At 44.0% G+C, this 20,942-nt stretch carries 18 protein-coding genes; 13 read left to right on the top strand and 5 right to left on the bottom strand.

The genetic code is table 11. The annotated features are described in order from the left end of the window. Positions 1–104 precede the first annotated feature (104 nt). The 4 genes from MHH60_RS24800 to MHH60_RS24815 all read left to right on the top strand — a co-directional run bounded on the left by MHH60_RS24800 (position 105) and on the right by MHH60_RS24815 (position 6,292). Complete coding sequence (locus tag MHH60_RS24800) at positions 105–3,041, top strand: S-layer homology domain-containing protein (RefSeq protein WP_341161170.1); 2,937 nt, start codon at positions 105–107, stop codon at positions 3,039–3,041. A 142-nt stretch (positions 3,042–3,183) separates the two neighbouring features. Beyond that, complete coding sequence (locus MHH60_RS24805) at positions 3,184–4,392, top strand: MFS transporter (RefSeq protein WP_036676501.1); 1,209 nt, start codon at positions 3,184–3,186, stop codon at positions 4,390–4,392. Between the two features lie 299 nt (positions 4,393–4,691). Continuing rightward, a complete protein-coding gene (locus MHH60_RS24810; protein WP_076138706.1) occupies positions 4,692–5,669 on the top strand; it encodes a ring-cleaving dioxygenase in 978 nt (325 codons plus the stop codon). Positions 5,670–5,686: 17 nt separating this feature from the next. Continuing rightward, entirely contained in the window at positions 5,687–6,292 is a 606-nt protein-coding gene (locus tag MHH60_RS24815) for a flavin reductase family protein (protein WP_038568951.1), read from the top strand. Positions 6,293–6,359: 67 nt separating this feature from the next. Here the strand turns inward: MHH60_RS24815 and MHH60_RS24820 are convergent, their stop codons facing one another. Then, on the bottom strand, positions 6,360–7,268 hold the full coding sequence (locus MHH60_RS24820) for a DMT family transporter (protein ID WP_076138707.1): 909 nt from the start codon (positions 7,266–7,268) through the stop codon (positions 6,360–6,362). 188 nt (positions 7,269–7,456) lie between these two features. After that, positions 7,457–7,996: an NADPH-dependent FMN reductase gene (locus MHH60_RS24825; RefSeq protein ID WP_036676495.1), complete on the bottom strand. Its 540-nt coding sequence runs from the start codon at positions 7,994–7,996 to the stop codon at positions 7,457–7,459. 280 nt (positions 7,997–8,276) lie between these two features. Here MHH60_RS24825 and MHH60_RS24830 point away from each other — a divergent pair, with 280 nt between their 5' ends. The 3 genes from MHH60_RS24830 to MHH60_RS24840 all read left to right on the top strand — a co-directional run bounded on the left by MHH60_RS24830 (position 8,277) and on the right by MHH60_RS24840 (position 11,946). Further along, a complete protein-coding gene (locus tag MHH60_RS24830) occupies positions 8,277–8,729 on the top strand; it encodes a MarR family winged helix-turn-helix transcriptional regulator (protein ID WP_036676493.1) in 453 nt (150 codons plus the stop codon). Between the two features lie 11 nt (positions 8,730–8,740). Beyond that, a complete protein-coding gene (locus tag MHH60_RS24835; RefSeq protein WP_076138708.1) occupies positions 8,741–9,952 on the top strand; it encodes an MFS transporter in 1,212 nt (403 codons plus the stop codon). Positions 9,953–10,176: 224 nt separating this feature from the next. Beyond that, complete coding sequence (locus MHH60_RS24840) at positions 10,177–11,946, top strand: M3 family oligoendopeptidase (RefSeq protein ID WP_076138709.1); 1,770 nt, start codon at positions 10,177–10,179, stop codon at positions 11,944–11,946. On the opposite strand, the gene MHH60_RS24845 is transcribed toward MHH60_RS24840, so the two are convergent. Continuing rightward, positions 11,943–13,520, bottom strand: coding sequence for a bifunctional metallophosphatase/5'-nucleotidase (locus MHH60_RS24845; RefSeq protein WP_076138710.1), 1,578 nt, complete (start codon positions 13,518–13,520; stop codon positions 11,943–11,945). The genes MHH60_RS24840 and MHH60_RS24845 overlap by 4 nt on opposite strands. 177 nt (positions 13,521–13,697) lie before the next feature. Between MHH60_RS24845 and MHH60_RS24850 the strand changes: the two genes are divergently transcribed. The 5 genes from MHH60_RS24850 (at position 13,698) to MHH60_RS24870 (ending at position 18,093) form a co-directional block, all read left to right on the top strand. Further along, positions 13,698–14,675 (top strand): phosphate/phosphite/phosphonate ABC transporter substrate-binding protein, encoded by a 978-nt coding sequence (locus tag MHH60_RS24850; protein WP_076138711.1) that lies wholly within the window; start codon positions 13,698–13,700, stop codon positions 14,673–14,675. Positions 14,676–14,804: 129 nt separating this feature from the next. Next, positions 14,805–15,587, top strand: coding sequence for a phosphonate ABC transporter ATP-binding protein (phnC, locus tag MHH60_RS24855; protein WP_076138712.1), 783 nt, complete (start codon positions 14,805–14,807; stop codon positions 15,585–15,587). A gap of 1 nt (position 15,588) precedes the next feature. Next, positions 15,589–16,380, top strand: coding sequence for a phosphonate ABC transporter, permease protein PhnE (phnE, locus tag MHH60_RS24860; protein WP_036676482.1), 792 nt, complete (start codon positions 15,589–15,591; stop codon positions 16,378–16,380). Further along, on the top strand, positions 16,377–17,180 hold the full coding sequence (phnE, locus tag MHH60_RS24865) for a phosphonate ABC transporter, permease protein PhnE (RefSeq protein ID WP_036676480.1): 804 nt from the start codon (positions 16,377–16,379) through the stop codon (positions 17,178–17,180). Before phnE (MHH60_RS24860) ends, phnE (MHH60_RS24865) begins: the two co-directional genes overlap by 4 nt. A gap of 181 nt (positions 17,181–17,361) precedes the next feature. Beyond that, a complete protein-coding gene (locus tag MHH60_RS24870; RefSeq protein WP_036676473.1) occupies positions 17,362–18,093 on the top strand; it encodes a ZIP family metal transporter in 732 nt (243 codons plus the stop codon). Between the two features lie 100 nt (positions 18,094–18,193). Here the strand turns inward: MHH60_RS24870 and MHH60_RS24875 are convergent, their stop codons facing one another. Both MHH60_RS24875 and MHH60_RS24880 read right to left on the bottom strand, forming a co-directional pair. Beyond that, a complete protein-coding gene (locus tag MHH60_RS24875) occupies positions 18,194–19,183 on the bottom strand; it encodes an aldo/keto reductase (RefSeq protein WP_370510570.1) in 990 nt (329 codons plus the stop codon). 94 nt (positions 19,184–19,277) lie between these two features. Continuing rightward, on the bottom strand, positions 19,278–20,126 hold the full coding sequence (locus MHH60_RS24880; protein WP_076138713.1) for an AraC family transcriptional regulator: 849 nt from the start codon (positions 20,124–20,126) through the stop codon (positions 19,278–19,280). A gap of 201 nt (positions 20,127–20,327) precedes the next feature. Between MHH60_RS24880 and MHH60_RS24885 the strand changes: the two genes are divergently transcribed. Next, a complete protein-coding gene (locus tag MHH60_RS24885; RefSeq protein WP_038568969.1) occupies positions 20,328–20,879 on the top strand; it encodes a general stress protein in 552 nt (183 codons plus the stop codon). The last annotated feature ends 63 nt before the right edge of the window (positions 20,880–20,942 follow it).

The raw sequence follows: 20,942 nt of genomic DNA on the forward strand, positions 1-20,942 counted from the left end.
TATAATCCTGTAGATGAAAAGTTTGTAATATAAAGTCGAATCGTGTTAACGAATCGATTATAGACAAACGACATAACGCATCCAAAGAACAGGGGGATAAGCAAGTGAACAAAAAGCAATGGATAAGCTCTATATTGGCTGCTGCTGTATTATCAAGCCCTATCATTATGCCGACCAAAGGATCGGCAGCTGCTTCCTTTATTGATATTGATGGCTCATATGCTAAGAAAGCGATTGTTGAGCTATTCGATCAGGGGATAGTGACCGGTGTTGGAGAGAGTAAGTTCTATCCTACGTCGAATATTACAAGGCAGGATTTTGCAATTATTTTAGCAAAGACATTAAAGCTGGATGTTTCGAACCCTCCTGCACTGCCAACCTTTCTGGACGTTCCCACAAGTAACTACGCATACAGCTATGTGGAGGCGGCTGTCAAAGCCGGATTGATTAAGGGTACAGGCAGTAATCTTTTCGGTACGGGGCAAAATTTATCACGTCAGGATATGGTCGTCATGTTCGTGAGAGCATTGGGAGTTAATCCTGCGGGTAAAGCAGGAACTTTGCAATTTGCTGATAGTAGCCAAATTGCTGATTATTCTAAGGATTCTATAGCTGCCGCTGTGGAATATGGATTGATTACCGGATATAATAATTTTTTTAATCCTGATGCCAAAGTAGATCGTCAGGCCGTAGCTCTAGTAGCTTCTAAGTTTCTGAAGTTTAAGGAGAACGGAAACACTGAGCAGCCCGCTTCCACCCCAACTGCTCAACCGAGTAAAGAACCGGTAACAGTGCCTACTCCTGTTGTTGGAGGGTCTTCGTCTTCGCAAAGTGAGCATAGCAGTAATTCAGATACAAATGCACCTATGGTTGAAAGTACCAAGTTCGAGGCGATCGACAACTACAACGGGACACAAGATCAGCTTCGCGGGTTAGCGGGAGCCATCGGGGAGCAAGGAGCAGCGGTACAAGCCTACTTGTGGACGGATGCGAATGAGAACGGTGAAGTAGATGCCGATGAATTAGGAACAGCCATCGAATTAGGCACCAGTGCAGCAGACGGATCTGTGAGTGCGGCCAATATTGGGGATCTAACCGCAGGAGCGTATACTTTCGTGATTACCGCTAAGGATTCATCCAATAATGAATCAGCGAAGAACGCTGCACATGCGGTTACGGTGACCTTAAGCAAAAACGAAGTTCCGGATACGACTGCACCGGTAGTGGACGCAGCCAAGTTCGAGGCGATCGACAACTACAACGGGACACAAGATCAGCTTCGCGGGTTAGCGGGAGCCATTGGCGAGCAAGGAGCAGCGGTACAAGCCTACCTGTGGACGGATGCGAATGAGAACGGTGAAGTAGATGCCGATGAATTAGGAGCAGCCATCGAATTAGGCACCAGTGCAGCAGACGGATCTGTGAGTGCGGCCAATATTGGGGATCTGACCGCAGGAACGTATACTTTCGTGATTACCGCTAAGGATTCATCCAATAATGAATCAGCGAAGAACGCTGCACATGCGGTTACGGTGACCTTAAGCAAAAACGAAGTTCCGGATACGAGTGCACCAGTAGTGGACGCAGCCAAGTTCGAGGCGATCGACAACTACAACGGGACACAAGATCAGCTTCGCGGGTTAGCGGGAGCCATCGGGGAGCAAGGAGCAGCGGTACAAGCCTACTTGTGGACGGATGCGAATGAGAACGGTGAAGTAGATGCCGATGAATTAGGAACAGCCATCGAATTAGGCACCAGTGCAGCAGACGGATCTGTGAGTGCGGCCAATATTGGGGATCTAACCGCAGGAGCGTATACTTTCGTGATTACCGCTAAGGATTCATCCAATAATGAATCAGCGAAGAACGCTGCACATGCGGTTACGGTGACCTTAAGCAAAAACGAAGTTCCGGATACGACTGCACCGGTAGTGGACGCAGCCAAGTTCGAGGCGATCGACAACTACAACGGGACACAAGATCAGCTTCGCGGGTTAGCGGGAGCCATTGGCGAGCAAGGAGCAGCGGTACAAGCCTACCTGTGGACGGATGCGAATGAGAACGGTGAAGTAGATGCCGATGAATTAGGAGCAGCCATCGAATTAGGCACCAGTGCAGCAGACGGATCTGTGAGTGCGGCCAATATTGGGGATCTGACCGCAGGAACGTATACTTTCGTGATTACCGCTAAGGATTCATCCAATAATGAATCAGCGAAGAACGCTGCACATGCGGTTACGGTGACCTTAAGCAAAAACGAAGTTCCGGATACGAGTGCACCAGTAGTGGACGCAGCCAAGTTCGAGGCGATCGACAACTACAACGGGACACAAGATCAGCTTCGCGGGTTAGCGGGAGCTATCGGGGAGCAAGGAGCAGCGGTACAAGCCTACCTGTGGACGGATGCGAATGAGAACGGTGAAGTAGATGCCGACGAATTGGGAACAGCCATCGCATTAGGCACTAGTGCAGCAGATGGATCTGTGAGTGCGGCCAATATTGGGGATCTAACCGCAGGAACGTATACTTTCGTGATTACCGCTAAGGATTCATCCAATAATGAATCAGCGAAGGACGCTGCACATGTGGTTACGATTGAGCTTGTTAATGGTGTTCTGACCACACCTACGGTTACTAGCTCTATATATGGCTTTGACGGAGGCGGCGGTTCAAAAACAAAACAACTGATAACGGGTTCTACACAATCGCGCATTCGCTTCGACTTTTTCTCCGGAGAAAGCTTTACGAATGCTGAAATTCAGGTAACGATGGAAGGCATTACCTTTACCACAAACGACTATTATACCATTAGTGGATGGACACATCCGACGAGTGATCAAATTAGCAATAATGGGCATACGTTAACTTTCACAGGAAGTAACATAGGTGTTTCGGATATTGCTTTTGAACTTCACAATAAAGTGATGCCGGCACCCGGGACCTATCTCATTAAGTTCAAAGCAGATGCGGATGGACCTGGAACAGCCAGATCTTATTCCGAGGAACGAGTCATTACCTTAATTATTTTGCCACCGGCTTAAACTAGAAGCTTCTCATGAGTTCTTTGAACTTGTGGGAAGCTTCTTTTTTTATGAAAAATAGGATTGCTCAATATAGTCTAAATGAGTATTATGAGTAAGGTATGTTCATATAAAAATAGAGATAAACAGGATGGAGAGCACCATGAAAACAACACGTCAGAACGCATTGATTTTCTCGTTTACTTTTATGGCTTTTATTCTGGGTACGACGGAGTATATTATTGTTGGTTTACTCTCTGAAATATCCTCAAGCCTCGGAGTTACGCTTGCGACAGCCGGGGGATTGGTATCTGGCTTCGCGATTTCTTATGCCATTGGCACACCAATTATGATGTCCTTGTGCAGCCGTGTTCCGAAACGGATTACGATTCTTGTATCACTTGTATTGATTTTACTGCTAAATTTGTGGAGTGCTGTAACTGGAACTTACAGTATGCTGCTGGTGACTAGAATAGTTACTGCCATACTATGTGGCTTTGTTCTTTCTGTAGCCATTACTGTAGCGAATGAAGCGGTTGATCAGGAGAAGAGAGGCAAAGCGATTGCTACAATTTTGAGTGGTTTTGCTATTGCGAATGTTTTTGGTGTGCCGATCGGTACTTTCGTCGGGCAGTTTTTTAATTGGCCAGCAGCGTTTGTTCTGAATGGGATATTAGCTGGAGTTGCCATAGTCCTAAATTATATCTATATTCCACGCCAATTACCGAAACCTGTGCCTAGCTCACTCAAGGATCAGATCGGATTGCTCACAAACGGCCGCATTATTCTTGCATTTCTCATTCCGGTTACGGCAGTGGGAGCCGTATTTGTGATGTATACTTACATTACACCTATTCTGGAGCAAGTCATGAATGTTCCTAAAAGCTCGGTTAGCGGTGTGCTGTTTGTATACGGAATTGCCACGATTGTCAGCAACTGGATTGGTGGCAAGGTTGCGACCGGGAATGCGGTTAGTAAGCTGAGATTCGTGTTCCTTATCCAAGCTGTGGTCTATGTTATCTTTAGTATGACCGCATCTGTTTCCATTCTTGGAATGATTGTGCTAATGGCTCTAGCCATGATGTCGAGTATTGTGAGCGCCCCTGCGCAGCTCTATTTGATTGACTTAGCTAAGCAGTTCTCACCAAAAACGAAGGATCTTGCTGCCTCATTAAATCCAGTAGCCTCAAACCTGGGAATTGCAGGCGGGTCCGCGATCGGTGGAGTGGTTGCCGGGCATGGAGGATTAATCTCTCTTCCTGTAGCAGCTGCCATCCTGGCGATATTGGCCTGTGTGATTACGTTGATATGTTATAAGATGGATCATCAAAGCCAAGCAGCGGTCATCACTCAGCATCATAACTTAACCTAATGAGATGATATAAAATATCCCGGCTTCATACGAGTTCATTGAACTTGTGTGGAGCTTTTTTTATATGATAAGCTTCAAAGCGTTGACTTCCTACAGATTCAGTGCTAAACTTATCTTAAGTTAAAGATATTTAAAGTGAAGATAAAAAATCTCGATACTATCCACCAAAGAGCTTGTACAGTAGAAAAAGATCTTTTTTTTAAGTGATATCTTAACATTAAGATAATTAAACTAAACCTTCTTGTTCTTGGGAATTATATTACGAGTCAAAATCAACTAAACATTAGGAGTGTATAACAATGAGAAACTTAAAAGGGATTCACCACGTTACAGCCATCACAAGCAGCGCAGAGAAAAATTACGAGTTTTTTACTTACGTGTTAGGTATGCGTCTAGTGAAGAAAACAGTTAATCAAGATGATATTCAGACGTATCATTTGTTTTTTGCAGATGATAAGGGCAGCGCCGGAACAGATATGACCTTCTTTGATTTTCCTAACATCCCTAAAGGGGTTCATGGAACTAACGAGATTGCGAAGACATCCTTCCGGGTACCAACAGATGCTGCATTAGACTACTGGGTTAAGCGTTTTGATCGGCTTGCAGTGAAGCATACCGGCATTAAAGAGCAATTCGGCAAAAAGACAATATCCTTCGTAGATTTCGATGATCAACAGTATCAACTTATTTCAGATGAATTGAATAAAGGTGTCGTATCAGGTACACCGTGGCAAAAAGGGCCTATCCCTTTGGAGTATGCAATAACGGGCTTGGGACCGATCTTTGTACGAATTGCTGACTTCAACTACTTCAAAGAAGTATTGGAGAAAGTGATGTTGTTTAAAGAAATTGCTCAGGAAGAGACGTATCATTTATTTGAAGTTGGCGAAGGCGGAAACGGTGCACAAATTATTGTAGAGCATAACGAGTTCTTACCGAATTCACGCCAAGGTTTTGGGACTGTTCACCATGCTGCATTCCGTGTAGAGGATCGTGCGATGCTGGACGAGTGGACAGAGCGTTTTGAAGGCTTTGGATTCCAAACTTCAGGATATGTAGATCGTCACTTCTTCGAGTCGTTGTATACACGTGTAGCACCACAAATATTGTTTGAGCTTGCCACTGACGGGCCAGGATTTATGGGAGATGAGGAATATGAAACCGTTGGCGAGAAGCTTTCTTTGCCACCTTTCTTGGAACCTAAACGTGAGCAAATTGAGAAGTTAGTCCGTCCTATTGATACCGTTAGAAGTACGATCGACTTTGTGAAAGAGTGAAGAAGGGGCTGAGGAAATTGATTTCAATTGATCCAAAGCACAACAGTGAGCGGGAAAATTACAAATTATTAATTGGCACTATTATTCCTAGACCTATAGCCTTTGTCACAACACAATCAGAAGAGGGTCTCTTAAATGGTGCACCTTTTAGCTATTTTAATATCGTTTCGTCTAATCCTCCAATGGTTTCATTGGCTATTCAAAGACCGGCAGGCCGTTTAAAAGATACAGCCCGTAATATTTACGATAATCAACAGTTTGTTGTGCATATTGTAGATGAGGAGAATGTTGCGAAGATCAATCAGACTGCAGCCACATTACCTGCTTCTGAAAGTGAAATTGAATTGGCGAATCTTACACCGATTCAAAGTACAAGTGTAGCTGTGCCTGGCGTTTTGGAAGCGAAGGTGCGGATGGAGTGCAAGCTTGTTCAAGCAATCCCTCTAGGGGGTGAAGAACCTGGGAGTGACTTGTTTATTGGCGAAATTGTTCAATTCCATATCGATGAATCGATCTATCAGGAGGGGCACATTGACCCGAGAGTTCTAAACGCTGTGAGCCGCTTGGCGGGAAATAATTACGCAACTCTTGGAGAGATTTTTACAATAGATAGGCCGGAATAAGCAACTATAGAATAGACCTGCTAGTAAGCAATGAAGCCTACTTAGCAGGTCTTTTTGTGTACCGAAGCTACAGCTCGTCCGCAACCCCCAACAAAGCAATCCCTAGAATCACAACGATAATAACGGCATATTGTGCCTTGCTTAGTTTTTCTTTGAGGAAGATGCGCGATAATATTACGGAAAAAATGCTGTATGAAGCAATAAGTGGTGCCGCGATAATCGCGTTGCTGGACATAGCAAATACGTAGAAGAATTGTCCGGTCGTTTCCAGAATGGCTGCGAAGCCCTTATCCCGTTCTTTAAATAGGTTGAACTTTACCTTTTTAAAAAATTTCAGGTATGTAAAAGACAAGATGGCACATATAAAGAAGGTGTATTCATACGCGAGCAGAGCTGCTTTTTCGCTAATCAGGCTGAGTTCATCCAAATAAATAGCATCGGCAAAGGTGCCAAGTCCATCGATTAGGCAGTATAGGATTGGAAAAATGATGGCGATCACGCCAATCTGATATTTTTTATCAATCTGTGTGGTGCTGTTTTGAAGCGCTTGGTGTTCTGCTCTCTTTTCCAAGATGGCGATCCCGATAATGCCTAAGGTGATAACGGCAACACCAACGATTTCAAGCGCCCCTAGCTCATGGGTGAAAAAGATAAATAATAATATCGTCGTTACAGCGCCTGATGAATTTTGTACGGGGGAGGCAATGGATAACTCAATATATCTAAGTCCAATATAACCAACTGCCATCGACAGGATATAGAGTGCAGACACAGGGAAATATCGGATTAAGTCTATAGGATCAAAGGTTAGTCCTTGAATGAGCATATAAGCTGTTGCGTGAATACCCATGACTATCCCCACGATAATGACAATCTTAATATGGCTATACCGATCCTGACTATCGGTCCCCTTTTTATAAAATAAGTCAGCCCCTCCCCAAGCGAAGGCCGTTAATAATGCAAACATAAACCACATGATCATTGCTCCTTGATGTAATTTAAAATCCCCGCCGATTATACCAGATTAGATTCTACACAGGGTGCTCATTTCGTCACACATAAAAAATACACCCTCTAGAAGCGACCGGACAAACCATAGGTTTATCGAAAGTCTATTCTAAAGGGTGTACTTCATAACATAACAGAGGGGGAAGGCGTTCTATCTTAACGTAGAGTTTTCAATGCGCCACTCCAAGCCAAGACTTGATCCAGCATCCCATTAAGATTGGTAAGATGAAGATCCGCTGGTTTGAACACAGTTCCGTTCTCGAAATCAGTGAACAGTGACAACGCAGGGTGTACACGAACGTCTGCTACCGATAGTTCTCCCAAGATTCCGCGTAGATGTTCAGCTGCCCGAGCGCCCCCTACGGAACCATAACTTACGATACCTGCTGCTTTATTATTCCAAGCTTCACGGGCATAATCGAGCGCATTTTTCAGTGATGCAGAAATACTGTGGTTATATTCTTGTACGATAAATACGAAACCGTCTAGTGTAGCAAGTTTAGTGTTCCAAGCTGTTGCTTGTTCAGTTGCATCAGCCTCACCCAATAGTGGAAGCTTGAAGTCTGCAATATCTATGATCTCATAATTAGCATCCCCGCGTGCATCCGCAATCTTTTTAACCCATTCTCCTACTTGCGGGCTTAAACGACCTTGACGAGTACTTCCGAGAATAATACCGATGTTTAATTTTGACATTGTTTGTTCCTCCTCAATTTTTGTTCTACCAAATAGTTTGTCTAGGAATCCCATGAAGTACACAACCTTTTAAAATTATTATCTCAAGAGTAGTAAACTCTGGTTGTCTTTAAGTTAAGTATCTTTAAGATGAGATAATAATACCGCACATAGTGTGCTTTGTCAAGCAACTTTATAATAGTTAGTTTATAGCTTTGCTTCACCTTTACAAAATTAGTTGTTAGGAATATAATTGTTTAAGCAACTATTAAAATAGTGTTAATTGAGAAGGGATACGATCATGACGACAAAGCATAACCAATCCGAGCTTACGTTAGGATTTATGATGGGCACGACTTATCGTAAATTAAGCATGTTATTTCAAAGTGGGCTGAAAGAACATGATATAACACCGGAGCAATGGTCAGTCCTTTTTCATATTGACAGAACGGAAGGTCTGATTCAGAAGGACATCGCTAAGCGCTCTGGTAAGGATAAGCCAACTACAACGCGAATTCTGGATCATTTGGAAGGAAAGGGACTGATCTACAAAAGAACCGGCGAGAATGATCGGCGTTCTTTTAAAGTCTATATTACGGAAAAAGGAAGGTCTCTGGTGAAGGAAACCGTTCCTATTGAAGATAAGGTGACAGAAGAGATTATGAACTGTATTTCTAGTAAGGAATATGAGTTGCTCATGGAATTGCTGCTAAGAATAAACAATCATGTAGATCAAATAACAGATGGAGAGTAGGAAGGCAAGTTATGTTAGAACAACAAGAACTACGTACGAAATTATGGACCAAATCTTTTATTGCTTTAACGATTAGTGCTTTATTTTTATTTATGAATTTACAGATGTTGTTATCTTCATTTCCGTCTTACGTAAAAAGCGAATTTCAGGCCGGAGATATTATGGTCAGCCTCGTTACCAGCGTCTTTGCATTAACTGCGATCGCTTCACGTTTTATGACCGCTTTTCTGATGCGGAAGGTTAGCCGCAATGTATTATTATATATTGGCTTAGCAATTGCCGCCGCTATAACCGGCCTTTATGTTGTAGCAGATTCCATTGGCTCGCTGCTGCTGATGCGTGTGGGCTATGGGATTGGATTCGGGATTGCCAGCACGATTATTCCAACGATTGTTTCGCAGATTATTCCGAGCAAAAGAATGGGTGAAGGGATAGGTTATTTCGGTTTATCTACCAGCCTAGCGATGTCGATCGGTCCAATGATTGGCTTGAATGTGATGAAACAATCAGGTTTTGGAACACTGGCTATGATCGGTATGGTAACCTTACTTCTTGCTTTTCCAGTACTTTTATTTTCTCGTTCACTTCCTGCACAACGGAAAAAACAGCCAACCCCAACTCAAAGCGAATCCACCAAACCTCTCAAGGTTCCGTTTAATACAAAGTTAGTATTGCCTGCCATTCTAAATGTCATGTTGGCAATTACCTACGGGGGATTGCTAAGCTTTATCGCTTTATTCGGCGAATCGGTTCATCTGGAGCAAGTGGGTCTGTTCTTTTTATTTAATGCGGTTACGATCATCATTATAAGACCTATCTCCGGCAGATTATTTGATAAAAGAGGACCAGCTTCGGTCCTAATCCCGGCGGCGGTTTGCGTCGTTGCAAGCTTAACTGTGCTTTCTTATACGACCTCTATGCCAATGCTCATCGTTTCCGCTTTGCTATATGGACTTGGTTTCGGCGCTATTCAGCCAACGATCCAGGCTTGGATGCTTCGCACCTCAACTCCAGCACAATATGGTATGGCCAACAGTATGTTTTATAACTCAACGGATTTGGGTGTAGCCAGCGGAGCCATTATTCTGGGGGCAATCTCGGCAGCAACTGATTATGGGATAATGTATCGTTATTCGGCTGGGTTTATGGTGTTGTTCCTTATTGTGTATGTGGGGATTCAGATTAACAAGGCTAGAGTGAATCCTTCAACCTTAAGTCAATAGGGTTCGGAGATTAAGCCAATCTTTATCTACTATTCATATTATTTTAAGCTAAGAGGGTTATAGTAATCACATAACCCCCTTATAATATAGACTTTGACCCTGCCGGACGTTGGCAGGGTCCTTTTTTTGTGTATGAAGAGAAGAAGTACATTATGTCGATGCACTTTTCTGGCAGGATGGATTATGCTTAGAAGAATAGGAATCGAAGGGGGAGAGATTTGCGGATGAATATGACATGGAACTTAGATAGTTTATATCCTTCCTTTGAATCGGAGCAGTTAAAAAGGGATCGCAAGCTACTGGGCCAGCATGTACAAGATTTAAAGCGGTGGGCTAAGCACCATTTGAATGAAAAAGACGTTACAGCCATGCCTGTGGAGGGCTTTTTAAGAATTTATAATGATTATAAAAGCATATATGTATGCTTGTTAGCTTATGCAGAGTTAACACTCAGCGCAGATCGTGGCTGCGAGGAAGCCATGAATCTTGCTGATGATATTGAGGAGGCCAATTCAGAAATCATTGGGGTAGTTGTGGCTTTTAAGCGCTGGTTTAGCACTTGTGATCATATGGATGAGCTTATCGTTAGCTCACCTTATCTAATGGAGCATCAATTTTATTTGCGAGAACTCCTGTTACAATCCCGCTATGAGTTAAGCGAAGAACTTGAAATGGCTATAGCCAAAATGCAGAGTACAGGATCCAAAGCATGGAGCAGACTGTATATGGAGAGGACTTCAAGTACACTTGCAGATTTAGTGGTGGATGGGCAAACCAGACAAGTGACACTTGCGGAGCTAAGAAGTATGGCTTATGAGAATAACGCCAGCTTAAGAAAAGCTGCTTATGAAGCAGAGGCAGAAGCCTGTAGTCTTATTGCTGAGGTCTGCGCAGCCTGCTTAAATGGCATTAGTGGTGAGGCGCTGACGATTTATGGCATGCGGGGTTATCAATCTTCTCTGGAAAAAGTGTTAATCGCTTCGAGAATGGACAGTGAGACTTTAGCCGCTATGCTCACTGCTCTTGGGGAGAGCCTGCCAGCCTTTCATACCTATTATCAAAAGAAAGCCGAGCTGCTGGGACATCCGGGAAAGCTGCCTTTTTACGATATTTTTGCACCAGTCGGTGTAGAAAACGGGAAAATTACATACGCTAACGCCAAAGATACAATCATCGCGAGCTTCGCAACCTTTAGTGAGGAACTGGCTTGTTTTGCTCAGAAGGCTTTTGATCAGCAATGGATTGATGCAGAACCTAGATCAGGCAAAGGAGGTTATGGACTCTGCATTGATATTTTTCCGATTGGCGAGAGCAGAATTATGACCCAGTTCACCGGAAATGCCATAGATATTAGTATCCTTGCCCATGAGCTCGGCCATGCCTATCATAGCTCCTGTCTGGCTAATGAAACGATGCTGAATACGGATTACCCGATTCCGATTGCTGAAACGGCTTCGATTTTTTGTGAGACGATAGTGAACCATGCCATAATTACAAATTCAACGGAGAAGGAAGCTCTGCTTATTCTGGAGAGAAGTATTTCTGATGCCGGTTATTATCTTGTAGACTTTTATGCCCGTTATTTATTTGAGATCAAATTATATGAGAGAAGAGCATTAGGCCCGCTGTCTGTTCAAGCGCTAAATGAATTGATGATTGCCTGTATGGTGGAAGCCTATGGTGAGGGCATTGACCCGGGTACAATCCATCCGTACATGTGGATGAACAAAGCTGGATATTTTATGGCTAGTAATGAATTTTTGAATTTCCCGTATTCCTTTGGTTTGTTATTCTCTAAAGGGCTGTACGCGGAATATTTAAAGAGGGGCGAAGAGTTCGCCCCTAAGTATCGCCAGTTCCTTAGGGATACCAGCAAACATAATATTGTTGATGTAGCAACAACAATGGATATAGATGTTCACTCCGTCGACTTCTGGAGAAGTGCGTTGAAGCTGATAGAGAGCGACATTGGGGTGTTCATCGCTAAAGCCTAAACAACTCTCCAATTATGGTCACAGGTAGCTTCAATTTGGCCATGCTTTTCAATGTAGTCCGTGACAATTTCAGATATGTCGATCATAATTTCTTGAACAATCGGTTTACCCTTATACATCTCATAATCTCCGCCACCGCTGGCTCTATAATTGTTCATAACAACCTCATATTCTTTAGAGTCCTCTATAGGCTGTCCTCGGTACAGCAGATGGAGGACTCTTTCGCCTGCAGGTCTAGCGGTATCAAGCTCGTATTGTATTCCTTCCCACATATCATAATTGTAATGCTGCGGTTTAGGCTCGATGTAGGCGGGGTTAACGACAATTATTCCGTTCTCGTCTTGTTGGAAATAGTTAGCGGTTTGTTCTAAGGCCTCTCTAATATCTTGTCCTGTCAGTCTTAGGACGGTTAAGGTGTTGGGATAAATGAAGTTCGATAAAATGTCTCTGCGTGTGATGGTTTCGCTGAAACCCTTGCAATCGTTACTGAGTAAGGCTGCTGTAGAAATATCTACGCCAGCAGCCTCCATTTGTACCTTATTCATAAATTCTATAAAAGGATGGTCAGCTAAGCGGCATTCATCAGCCCTGGAAATAGACAGGTCCCCGATAACCGTTCCTATTCTCTCATCCAGCCAGGTTTGTGTTTTTGATTCAAGAGTACTGCTCAGCTCTAGGATTACATCATCTGCGGCTGTTGTCTCATTAACGTTAAGGAGCTCGGCATGTTTACGCTGAATCTTCCAGTGTGTATTTTCTTTTTGGAAGATAACTGAAATTTTACCGAGGGATAGTCCATTACAACCAGGTTGTATGATTGTAACACCGTTCAACTCCCCAGCTATGGAGCGGTGCTGATGTCCGGTAATTAGCACATCTATGCCCTCTACCTCTGTACACATGGCGTAGGCTTGATTCTCCCCCGTTAATCTTTCTACAGGTTCTCCACTGCTTAGATCGCGTTCGAATCCGCCGTGGTAAGCTACAACGAGCAGATCAGGCTGCTCTTCTGCCCGTATAATGGCACACCAATGCTTTACAGTCTCTAGCGAATCCTCAAATTGAAGCCCTTCAATATGGCTAGGGTTCTCCCAGTGGGGGATGTAATGCGTCGTAACCCCTAGAACGGCTACTTTGATTTTATCTACCCATTTGATGATATAGGGTTTACCAAAGGCGGGTTGATTTGTCGTGTTATCTATAATTCCAGCTGATAACCAAGGAAAGCGGGAATCCTGAACGGCTTTATTCAGCAGAGTTTTGCCAAAATTGAATTCATGGTTGCCAATAATTGCAGCGTCATATTTCAATTCATTTAGTGCAGCTATGCCCGGATTCAGCTCATTACTATAATGTGTAGCTGCATAATAAGTTAACGGTGTGCCTTGAATAAGATCGCCGTTATCTATAAGGATCAGCTCAGGAGTATGGGATCTTTCTTGTTTAATGAGGGTAGCAATTGTTGCTAAGCCTGCTGGTCGTTTCCCCCCCGTGCGGTAATCGACGGGCCCAAAATGTCCATGTAGATCACTTGTTACGAGGATTTCACAGGTAATTGAATTCTCTTTATTCATAGGTAGCCCCTCCTGATAATAAGTTCAGACCTCATTCTAGCAGATAATTTGCTAACTTTAAGAGATTGGAATAAATTTTACATATATTTGATGCTTGGTTGCTATTGATTTAATAAAACACATCTATAGTTTAGAAGTACTCAAAAATAAAAATAGAAAACAGTGGAGGTCTTTCGTTTGAGAAAAATCAGTAAATTCGTATTGCCGCTAATGATGTCTATTACATTGCTTAGTGGTTGTGGCGCTAACAACACTACAAATAATGCAAACCAAGGATCGACGGACGGGGCAAATGCACCGAAGGAAACGGCAGCTCCTGTAGCAGAGGGTTATGTTCCAGAGAAGCTTACTGTACAATTTGTTCCTTCTCAAAATGCAGATACGCTCGAAGCTAAAGCGAAACCTCTTGAAAAATTACTGGGTGACAAGCTCGGTATTCCTGTAGAAGTAAGTGTCTCTACTGATTACAACACCGTTATCGAAGCTATGGCCTCTAAAAAAGTGGATGTAGGTTTCCTTCCTCCAACTGCTTACGTGTTAGCTAAAGAAAAAGGAGCAGCTGAGGTTATTCTTCAGGCTCAACGTTTTGGTGTAAATGATGAAACCGGTGGTCCAACAGATGAATTAGCAGATTTCTATAAATCTATGATTATCGTCAAGAAAGATTCTGCGATCAAATCGGTTGCCGATTTGAAAGGTAAAAAAATTGCCTATCAAAACGTTACATCCTCTGCAGGATTTGTATGGCCGGCTGCAACGCTTATGGATGCGGGACTTGATCCGCTGAAGGATATACAAGCCATTACGGTTAAAGGTCATGATCAAGGCGTGCTTGCTGTGCTGAATGGTGACGTAGATGCAGCAGCTATTTTCCAAGATGCCCGGAACACGGTCGTTAAGGATTATCCAAAAGTATTTGAAGATACTCAAGTTCTCGCCTTTACTGATAAAATTCCTAACGATACGATTTCGGTCCGTTCAGATATGAATAAAGAATGGATTGAAAAAATCCAGCAGGCATTCATTGATATCGCAGCTGACACAGAAGGCCATGAGATTATCAAAGACATTTACTCTCATGAAGGTTATGTGAAATCACAAGACAGCAACTTTGACATTGTTCGCGAATACAACAGTAAAGTAAAAACAGAGTAGAACAGGCCGTTCAAGGATACAACGATGTTGGTGTATAACAGGCATTAAGGATAGCCAGCTCCGGATTCCCCCCCGGATCTGGCTATCTCTTTTATACGAATATACGAAAACACATAAAGGGATGATTTCATGATAGAGCTTCGTAATGTATCCAAAACGTATCTAAACGGAACCAAAGGATTAAACAACATTAACCTGATCATTCCAGCCGGAGAATTTGTAGCTATTGTTGGTCTTTCGGGAGCAGGGAAGTCGACCTTGCTGCGTTCCATTAACCGGCTTCATGATATTTCCGAAGGTAATATTCTTATTAACGGACAGTCCATTACGAATGCAAAAGGAAGCCGGCTACGAATGATCCGTAGGAATATCGGAATGATCTTCCAAAGCTTCAACTTAGTGAAACGTACGACTGTGCTTCGTAATGTTTTGGCAGGACGGGTGGGCTATCATTCCACACTGCGGACGATACTTGGCAGATTCCCACAAAAGGATATCGATTTAGCCTTCGAATCCCTTGATCGGGTAAATATCGCCGAGAAGGCCTATACACGTGCAGATCAGCTATCTGGAGGTCAGCAGCAACGTGTAGCTATTGCCCGTGTTCTTGCGCAGGAGGCACAGATTATCCTCGCAGATGAACCTGTAGCTTCACTAGATCCGCTCACAACCAAGCAGGTTATGGATGATCTAAAGAAGATTAATATGGAACTCGGGATTACGACCATTGTGAATTTGCATTTTATTGATCTGGCTAGAGAATACGCTACCCGGATTATCGGGCTCCGGGCAGGAGAGGTTGTCTTCGATGGTCCTGTATCAGAGGCAACCGATGAGAGGTTTGCGGAGATTTACGGCAGACCGATTCATCAGGATGAGTTGTTGGGTGAGCCTGTACTCGGAGGCGTGTGAGATGAGTGTGAATGCAGAGAAGCTACATCCCAAACCGCCAAGAAAGATAAAACATTATTTTACAGCCATTATATTAGTAGTATTACTGTGGAGAAGTGCTGTCTTAACCGATTCATCCTTCGGAGAGCTGATTTCCGGTCTGCCGAATATGCTTGATTTGCTTAAGGAAATGTTTCCCCCGAACTGGGGGTATTTTGACAACATTATAGATGCGATGCTGGAGACGATCCGGATGGCGCTGGTTGGCACAACGTTTGGTGCCATTCTAGCGGTTCCGGTTGCGCTGTTGTGTGCAAGCAATATTACGCAAAGCCGTTGGCTTCATTATCCGGTCCGTATGCTGCTGAACCTGATCCGCACGATTCCCGATCTGCTGTTGGCTTCTATCTTTGTGGCCATTTTCGGCCTCGGTGCGCTTCCTGGGATATTTGCTTTGACGATATTTTCGTTGGGGCTGATCGCCAAGCTTACCTATGAAACGATGGAGACGATTGATCAAGGACCTTTGGAAGCAATGACTTCAGTGGGGGCTAATAAGATTCAACGCATTATGTTCGGAGTCATTCCACAGGTACAGGCTCATTTTATGTCTTATGTCCTATATGCCTTCGAGATTAATGTTCGTGCTGCGGCGGTTTTAGGTCTGGTAGGAGCGGGTGGGATCGGCCACTATTATGAAGTCACCCTAGGCTTTTTGGAATACGATAAGACTTGCACCATCATCTTGTTCACATTAGCAGTAGTACTGATTATTGATTATGTAAGCACTAAGCTGCGGGAGAAATTAATATGAGTAAATCATGGAATACCCTTGTCCCTAAACCCCGTAAAAACCGTTTTCGTTGGCTGATTTATGTAGCCCTAGCCGCGTTATATATTTGGGCTTTTTCGGGAGTGCCGTTTAATGGATTCAAAGAAACCGCCGGGATCATTACTAAAGCAATTTTTGCCGGGATATTCTCACCTGACTGGGCCTTCGTTTATTTACCAGATGGGGAGGATCTCCTGCGGGGATTGCTCGAGACGTTAGCTATTTCAATCCTAGGCACTTTTATCTCGACCTTTTTATGTATTCCTTTTGCATTTTGGGCTGCAGTTAACATGAGCAAGGGAAAGGTAATTTCAGGTTCCGGCAAGCTGATGTTGAGCTTTATACGAACCTTCCCTGAGATTATTATGGCTTTGTTATTCATCAAGGCTGTTGGACCGGGTTCTTTTGCAGGTGTGCTAGCTCTGGGACTACATTCGGTGGGCATGCTCGGCAAATTGTTCGCGGATGAGATTGAGAATATCGACAACGGTCCACTCGAAGCTTTAATTTCTTCTGGTGCCAGCCGCATGCAGGTATTGTGGTTTGCGGTGTTACCGCAGGTGCTGCCGGGATTCTTATCCTATACCTTATATAGATTCGAAATTAACGTTCGTTCGGCTACGATTCTAGGTGTGATTGGAGCAGGGGGGATCGGCACACCGTTAATCTTCGCGCTCAGTTCACGGAATTGGGATCGCGTGGGGATTATACTGCTAGGTATCATTGCGATGATCACAATTATTGATTTGATTTCCGGCAAGATCCGGAAGAAGCTGGTGTAACCGAGTTGCATAATGATATGTGAGACAAAGACCTCCTTAGGGTATGAACCGAACCTAGGGGAGGTCTTTTATGATATGATCCATACTATATTGGACCATTCGAAAATGTATGAAAAAGTAATAATTATTTTTTCTGAAACATATGTTGGTCTATCCGACTTGTACCAAAGGAGTTGAAGGTTTGGAATCTGCGCTTATTGGCAGCTTTGTATCGGCAATGGCTACCGTTCTTGGAGCATTTCCGATCCTGTTCGTGAAGAGGTTATCCGAGAAGTGGAAAGATATCCTCGTAGCCTTCACTGCGGGGATTATGGTGTCCGCCTCCACGTTTGGACTCATGCCGCAGTCGATCAAAGAATCGGGGATTATCGCTTTAACCTTGGGCTTGATTACCGGAGTGCTGCTGCTTGATTTAATTGAAAATAACATCCCGCATATCGATGTGGAGAATAAGCCCGGTTATACCAATATGGATTCAAAAGCGCTGCTTGTTATGATTGCGCTGTTCATCCACAACATACCAGAAGGCCTCAGTACAGGTTTCAGTTATGCCAGCGAACAGGCCAGTTTAGGTCCTACCGTGGCGATTGCCATTGGCGCACAGAATATGCCGGAAGGTTTGATTCTTGCAGTCTTTCTAATGAATTCGCGAACAAGCAAGCTAAAAGCCTTAGGAATCGTTACGCTTACCGGTTTGATGGAGATGGTATCTGCGGTGATCGGGTATTTTACTGCCAGTTACCTGCATAATGTTGTGGGTTATGGTCTCGCTTTTGCAGCCGGAGCTATGCTCTTTATCGTCTACAAGGAGCTGATTCCGGAGAGTCATGGCCATGGTTATGAGCGTCCTTCGACGTATTCGTTTATTTTTGGATTATTGATCATGGTGTACATCACGCAGATTTTTGGGTGAGCAAATAGAACTCTAATCTATAAAAAAGAAGACCAATGAAATGCCAGAGCAGCTTTAAGCTGCCTGACCTCATTGGTCTTTGTCTTGTTATAACTAAGCATTATCCCCGCAGAATTGCCTCAATTTGCTCTAGCTCTTCAGCGCTAAGCTCTGGGGCATTTAAGGAAGCGACGGCATCTTCAATCTGGCTTACCTTACTTGCGCCGATCAATGCAGAAGTTACTTTGCCTCCACGGAGTACCCAAGATAACGCTAGCTGAGACATTTTTTGTCCACGTGCAGCAGCAATCTCGTTCAGTTTGCGAACCTTGCCGATCGCCTCTTCGGTAATGGCATTCTCAGACAGGAATACACTTGGGCCAGCGGCACGGGAATCAGGAGCGATTCCGTTGAGATAGCGATCGGTCAGTATGCCACCTTGTAGCGGGGAGAACACAATGGAGCCGATACCTTCTTCAGACAATACATCCTGCAAGCCATCTTCAATCCAGCGGGACATCATGGAATAGTTTGGCTGATGAATCAGGCATGGCGTGCCAAGTCGACGCAGAATTTGTGCCGCTTCGCGTGTTTGTTCAGGTCCGTAATTCGAAATCCCGACATAAAGCGCTTTACCTTGGCGTACCACGAGGTCCAGCGCAGCCATGGTTTCTTCCAGTGGTGTATTTGGATCTGGGCGGTGGTGATAAAAAATATCAACATAATCCAGTCCCATACGTTTTAAGCTTTGATCTAGGCTGGAGACGAGATATTTTTTGGAGCCCCATTCACCATAAGGACCAGCCCACATATAATAACCAGCTTTAGTCGAGATAACCATCTCATCACGATAAGGGGTCAGATCCTTTTTAAGAATTTGGCCAAAGCTTTCTTCGGCGGAGCCTGCGGGTGGACCGTAATTATTGGCAAGGTCAAAATGAGTGATTCCAAGATCAAAAGCTCTTCTTACCATGGCGCGGCCATTCTCAAATAAGTCGTTGCCGCCAAAGTTATGCCATAGACCAAGCGAGATCGCTGGCAGGAGTAGACCGCTCTTTCCGGTGCGATTATATTTCATATTGTCATATCTGGTAGCGCTTGCGTTATACATGATTTATTCCTCCTATAAACACTTATTACTTAGTAAGTTACGTCCTTATTGTAGCGAAAGATCGCAGACAAACGTATGTCAGCAAGGAAGGAGTTTATAGTACAATGTCATTTTCGAGATGACGGCTACGGTATTCTTTTGGCGAACAACCTTTCACCTTCTTGAACATCCGCGAAAAGAGTAAGGGGTCCTGATAGCCTACAGAACGTGAGATTTCACCAATCGTGCATAGGGTCTCTGTCAGCAGCTCGCACGCCTTAGCGATGCGGAAATTTAATAAATATTGCTGAGGTGGCATACCTATTGTCCGTTTAAACAAGGAGGATAAATATTTGCGATCCAGCTTGAGCGAAGAGGACATCATCTCAACCGAAATATTTTCACAATAATGTGTATGCAAAAAGTGCAGGCATTGCTCGACGTAAATACTCTTTTGACGTGGTAGAGGAAGTACATCTGGAACTGCTGGCACCGCTCGAAGTAACAGAGAGAAGAACTCATACATAATTGCTTTTAGAGGTAGATCCAGGCTGTCCGAAGCTTCAGCTGCTTGTGTCAGGAGCTCGTACAAATTAGGCATAAGCTGCTCATCCATTGGAAAAATCGGATGCTCAGGTGACAAGGCAGTTTTGGCTAAAATATAATCAACCTGCTCCCCGGTAAAAGCTACCCAAGAATAGGTCCATGGATTTGCTATGTCTGCTGTGTAGGCAGTTACGATATGCGGATAGGTGAGAAAAGCTAGTCCTGGTTTAAGATAATGGGTCTGTTCACCCACAGTAACTTCACCTGTTCCTGTATGGATAAAGTGTATCTTATATACGTCACGGACCCCAGGCCCAAAAAAATGCCCGGGAAGACACTGCTCCCGCCCCCAGTAATGGAGATGCAAGTCGGGATTGCCTCGGAAGGGACGCTCAGAATTATAGTTAAATATCGCCATGGATGATTCCTTCTCTTTCTTCTATAGAGTTGATCTAGGGTAGTTGTACCCGCTTACTTTTATTATACAGCATATTTTAGAAGGAATATTAACTCGGAATTGCAGGCAATTCAAAGATCGTAGTTTATCCTTGTCCAGTTTGGTTAAGTAAGCTATGAAGCTGAACGTATGAGCTAACTACATCAATAGGAGGTAATGGAGATGAATAAGAGAATAGTGGGTGTCTTTGCTGCCGAATACGAAGCTTCGCGAGCTATTGAGGAGTTGAAGCGTCAGGGCTGTAGGACAGAGGATATTTCGATAATCGCGAGAAATAAAGCGGATGAGGAAACGCTTAGAGACGAGTCGGGAACCGTGGCCCCGGAAGGTATGGCTACTGGTGCAGCTACTGGTGGCCTGCTGGGTGGAGTAACGGGGCTGCTGATGGGAATTGGCGCTTTGGCTATTCCTGGTATTGGACCTATTATTGCAGCCGGACCTCTTGCGGCAACACTAGCCGGAGCGGCGATAGGCGCAGGCAGTGGCGGGTTAGTCGGTGGGCTTATTGGCCTTGGCATTCCTGAAGAGGAAGCAGAGAGCTACGATAATTACGTGGATGAAGGTCATATTCTAGTAATGGTGGATGTGGAAGGCGAGCAGAAGGAGCAAGAAGTGAAACAAATCTTCGCAAAGTATAACAGCCTGAACGCAGAACGCTTTGAGAAAGTTGCTAATATAGATCCATTAGCGAGTGAGCGTATTGGAAATAAATAAGAAGCAATTAGCATTCAGTGTAAAAAAACAAAACAGGCTATCTCACTAGCAAAGGATACTGCT

Source organism: Paenibacillus sp. FSL H7-0716 (assembly GCF_038002705.1).
GTDB classification, from domain to species: Bacteria; Bacillota; Bacilli; order Paenibacillales; family Paenibacillaceae; genus Paenibacillus_AQ; species Paenibacillus_AQ odorifer.

Excerpts from the sequence above, each read along its gene's own strand:
- MHH60_RS24805 (WP_036676501.1), top strand. The coding sequence starts at position 3,184 with ATGAAAACAACACGTCAGAACGCATTGATTTTCTCGTTTACTTTTATG.
- MHH60_RS24810 (WP_076138706.1), top strand. The coding sequence starts at position 4,692 with ATGAGAAACTTAAAAGGGATTCACCACGTTACAGCCATCACAAGCAGC.
- MHH60_RS24820 (WP_076138707.1), bottom strand. The coding sequence starts at position 7,268 with ATGTGGTTTATGTTTGCATTATTAACGGCCTTCGCTTGGGGAGGGGCT.
- MHH60_RS24825 (WP_036676495.1), bottom strand. The coding sequence starts at position 7,996 with ATGTCAAAATTAAACATCGGTATTATTCTCGGAAGTACTCGTCAAGGT.
- MHH60_RS24830 (WP_036676493.1), top strand. The coding sequence starts at position 8,277 with ATGACGACAAAGCATAACCAATCCGAGCTTACGTTAGGATTTATGATG.
- MHH60_RS24835 (WP_076138708.1), top strand. The coding sequence starts at position 8,741 with ATGTTAGAACAACAAGAACTACGTACGAAATTATGGACCAAATCTTTT.
- MHH60_RS24840 (WP_076138709.1), top strand. The coding sequence starts at position 10,177 with ATGAATATGACATGGAACTTAGATAGTTTATATCCTTCCTTTGAATCG.
- MHH60_RS24845 (WP_076138710.1), bottom strand. The coding sequence starts at position 13,520 with ATGAATAAAGAGAATTCAATTACCTGTGAAATCCTCGTAACAAGTGAT.
- phnC (WP_076138712.1), top strand. The coding sequence starts at position 14,805 with ATGATAGAGCTTCGTAATGTATCCAAAACGTATCTAAACGGAACCAAA.
- phnE (WP_036676482.1), top strand. The coding sequence starts at position 15,589 with ATGAGTGTGAATGCAGAGAAGCTACATCCCAAACCGCCAAGAAAGATA.
- phnE (WP_036676480.1), top strand. The coding sequence starts at position 16,377 with ATGAGTAAATCATGGAATACCCTTGTCCCTAAACCCCGTAAAAACCGT.
- MHH60_RS24875 (WP_370510570.1), bottom strand. The coding sequence starts at position 19,183 with ATGTATAACGCAAGCGCTACCAGATATGACAATATGAAATATAATCGC.
- MHH60_RS24880 (WP_076138713.1), bottom strand. The coding sequence starts at position 20,126 with ATGGCGATATTTAACTATAATTCTGAGCGTCCCTTCCGAGGCAATCCC.
- MHH60_RS24885 (WP_038568969.1), top strand. The coding sequence starts at position 20,328 with ATGAATAAGAGAATAGTGGGTGTCTTTGCTGCCGAATACGAAGCTTCG.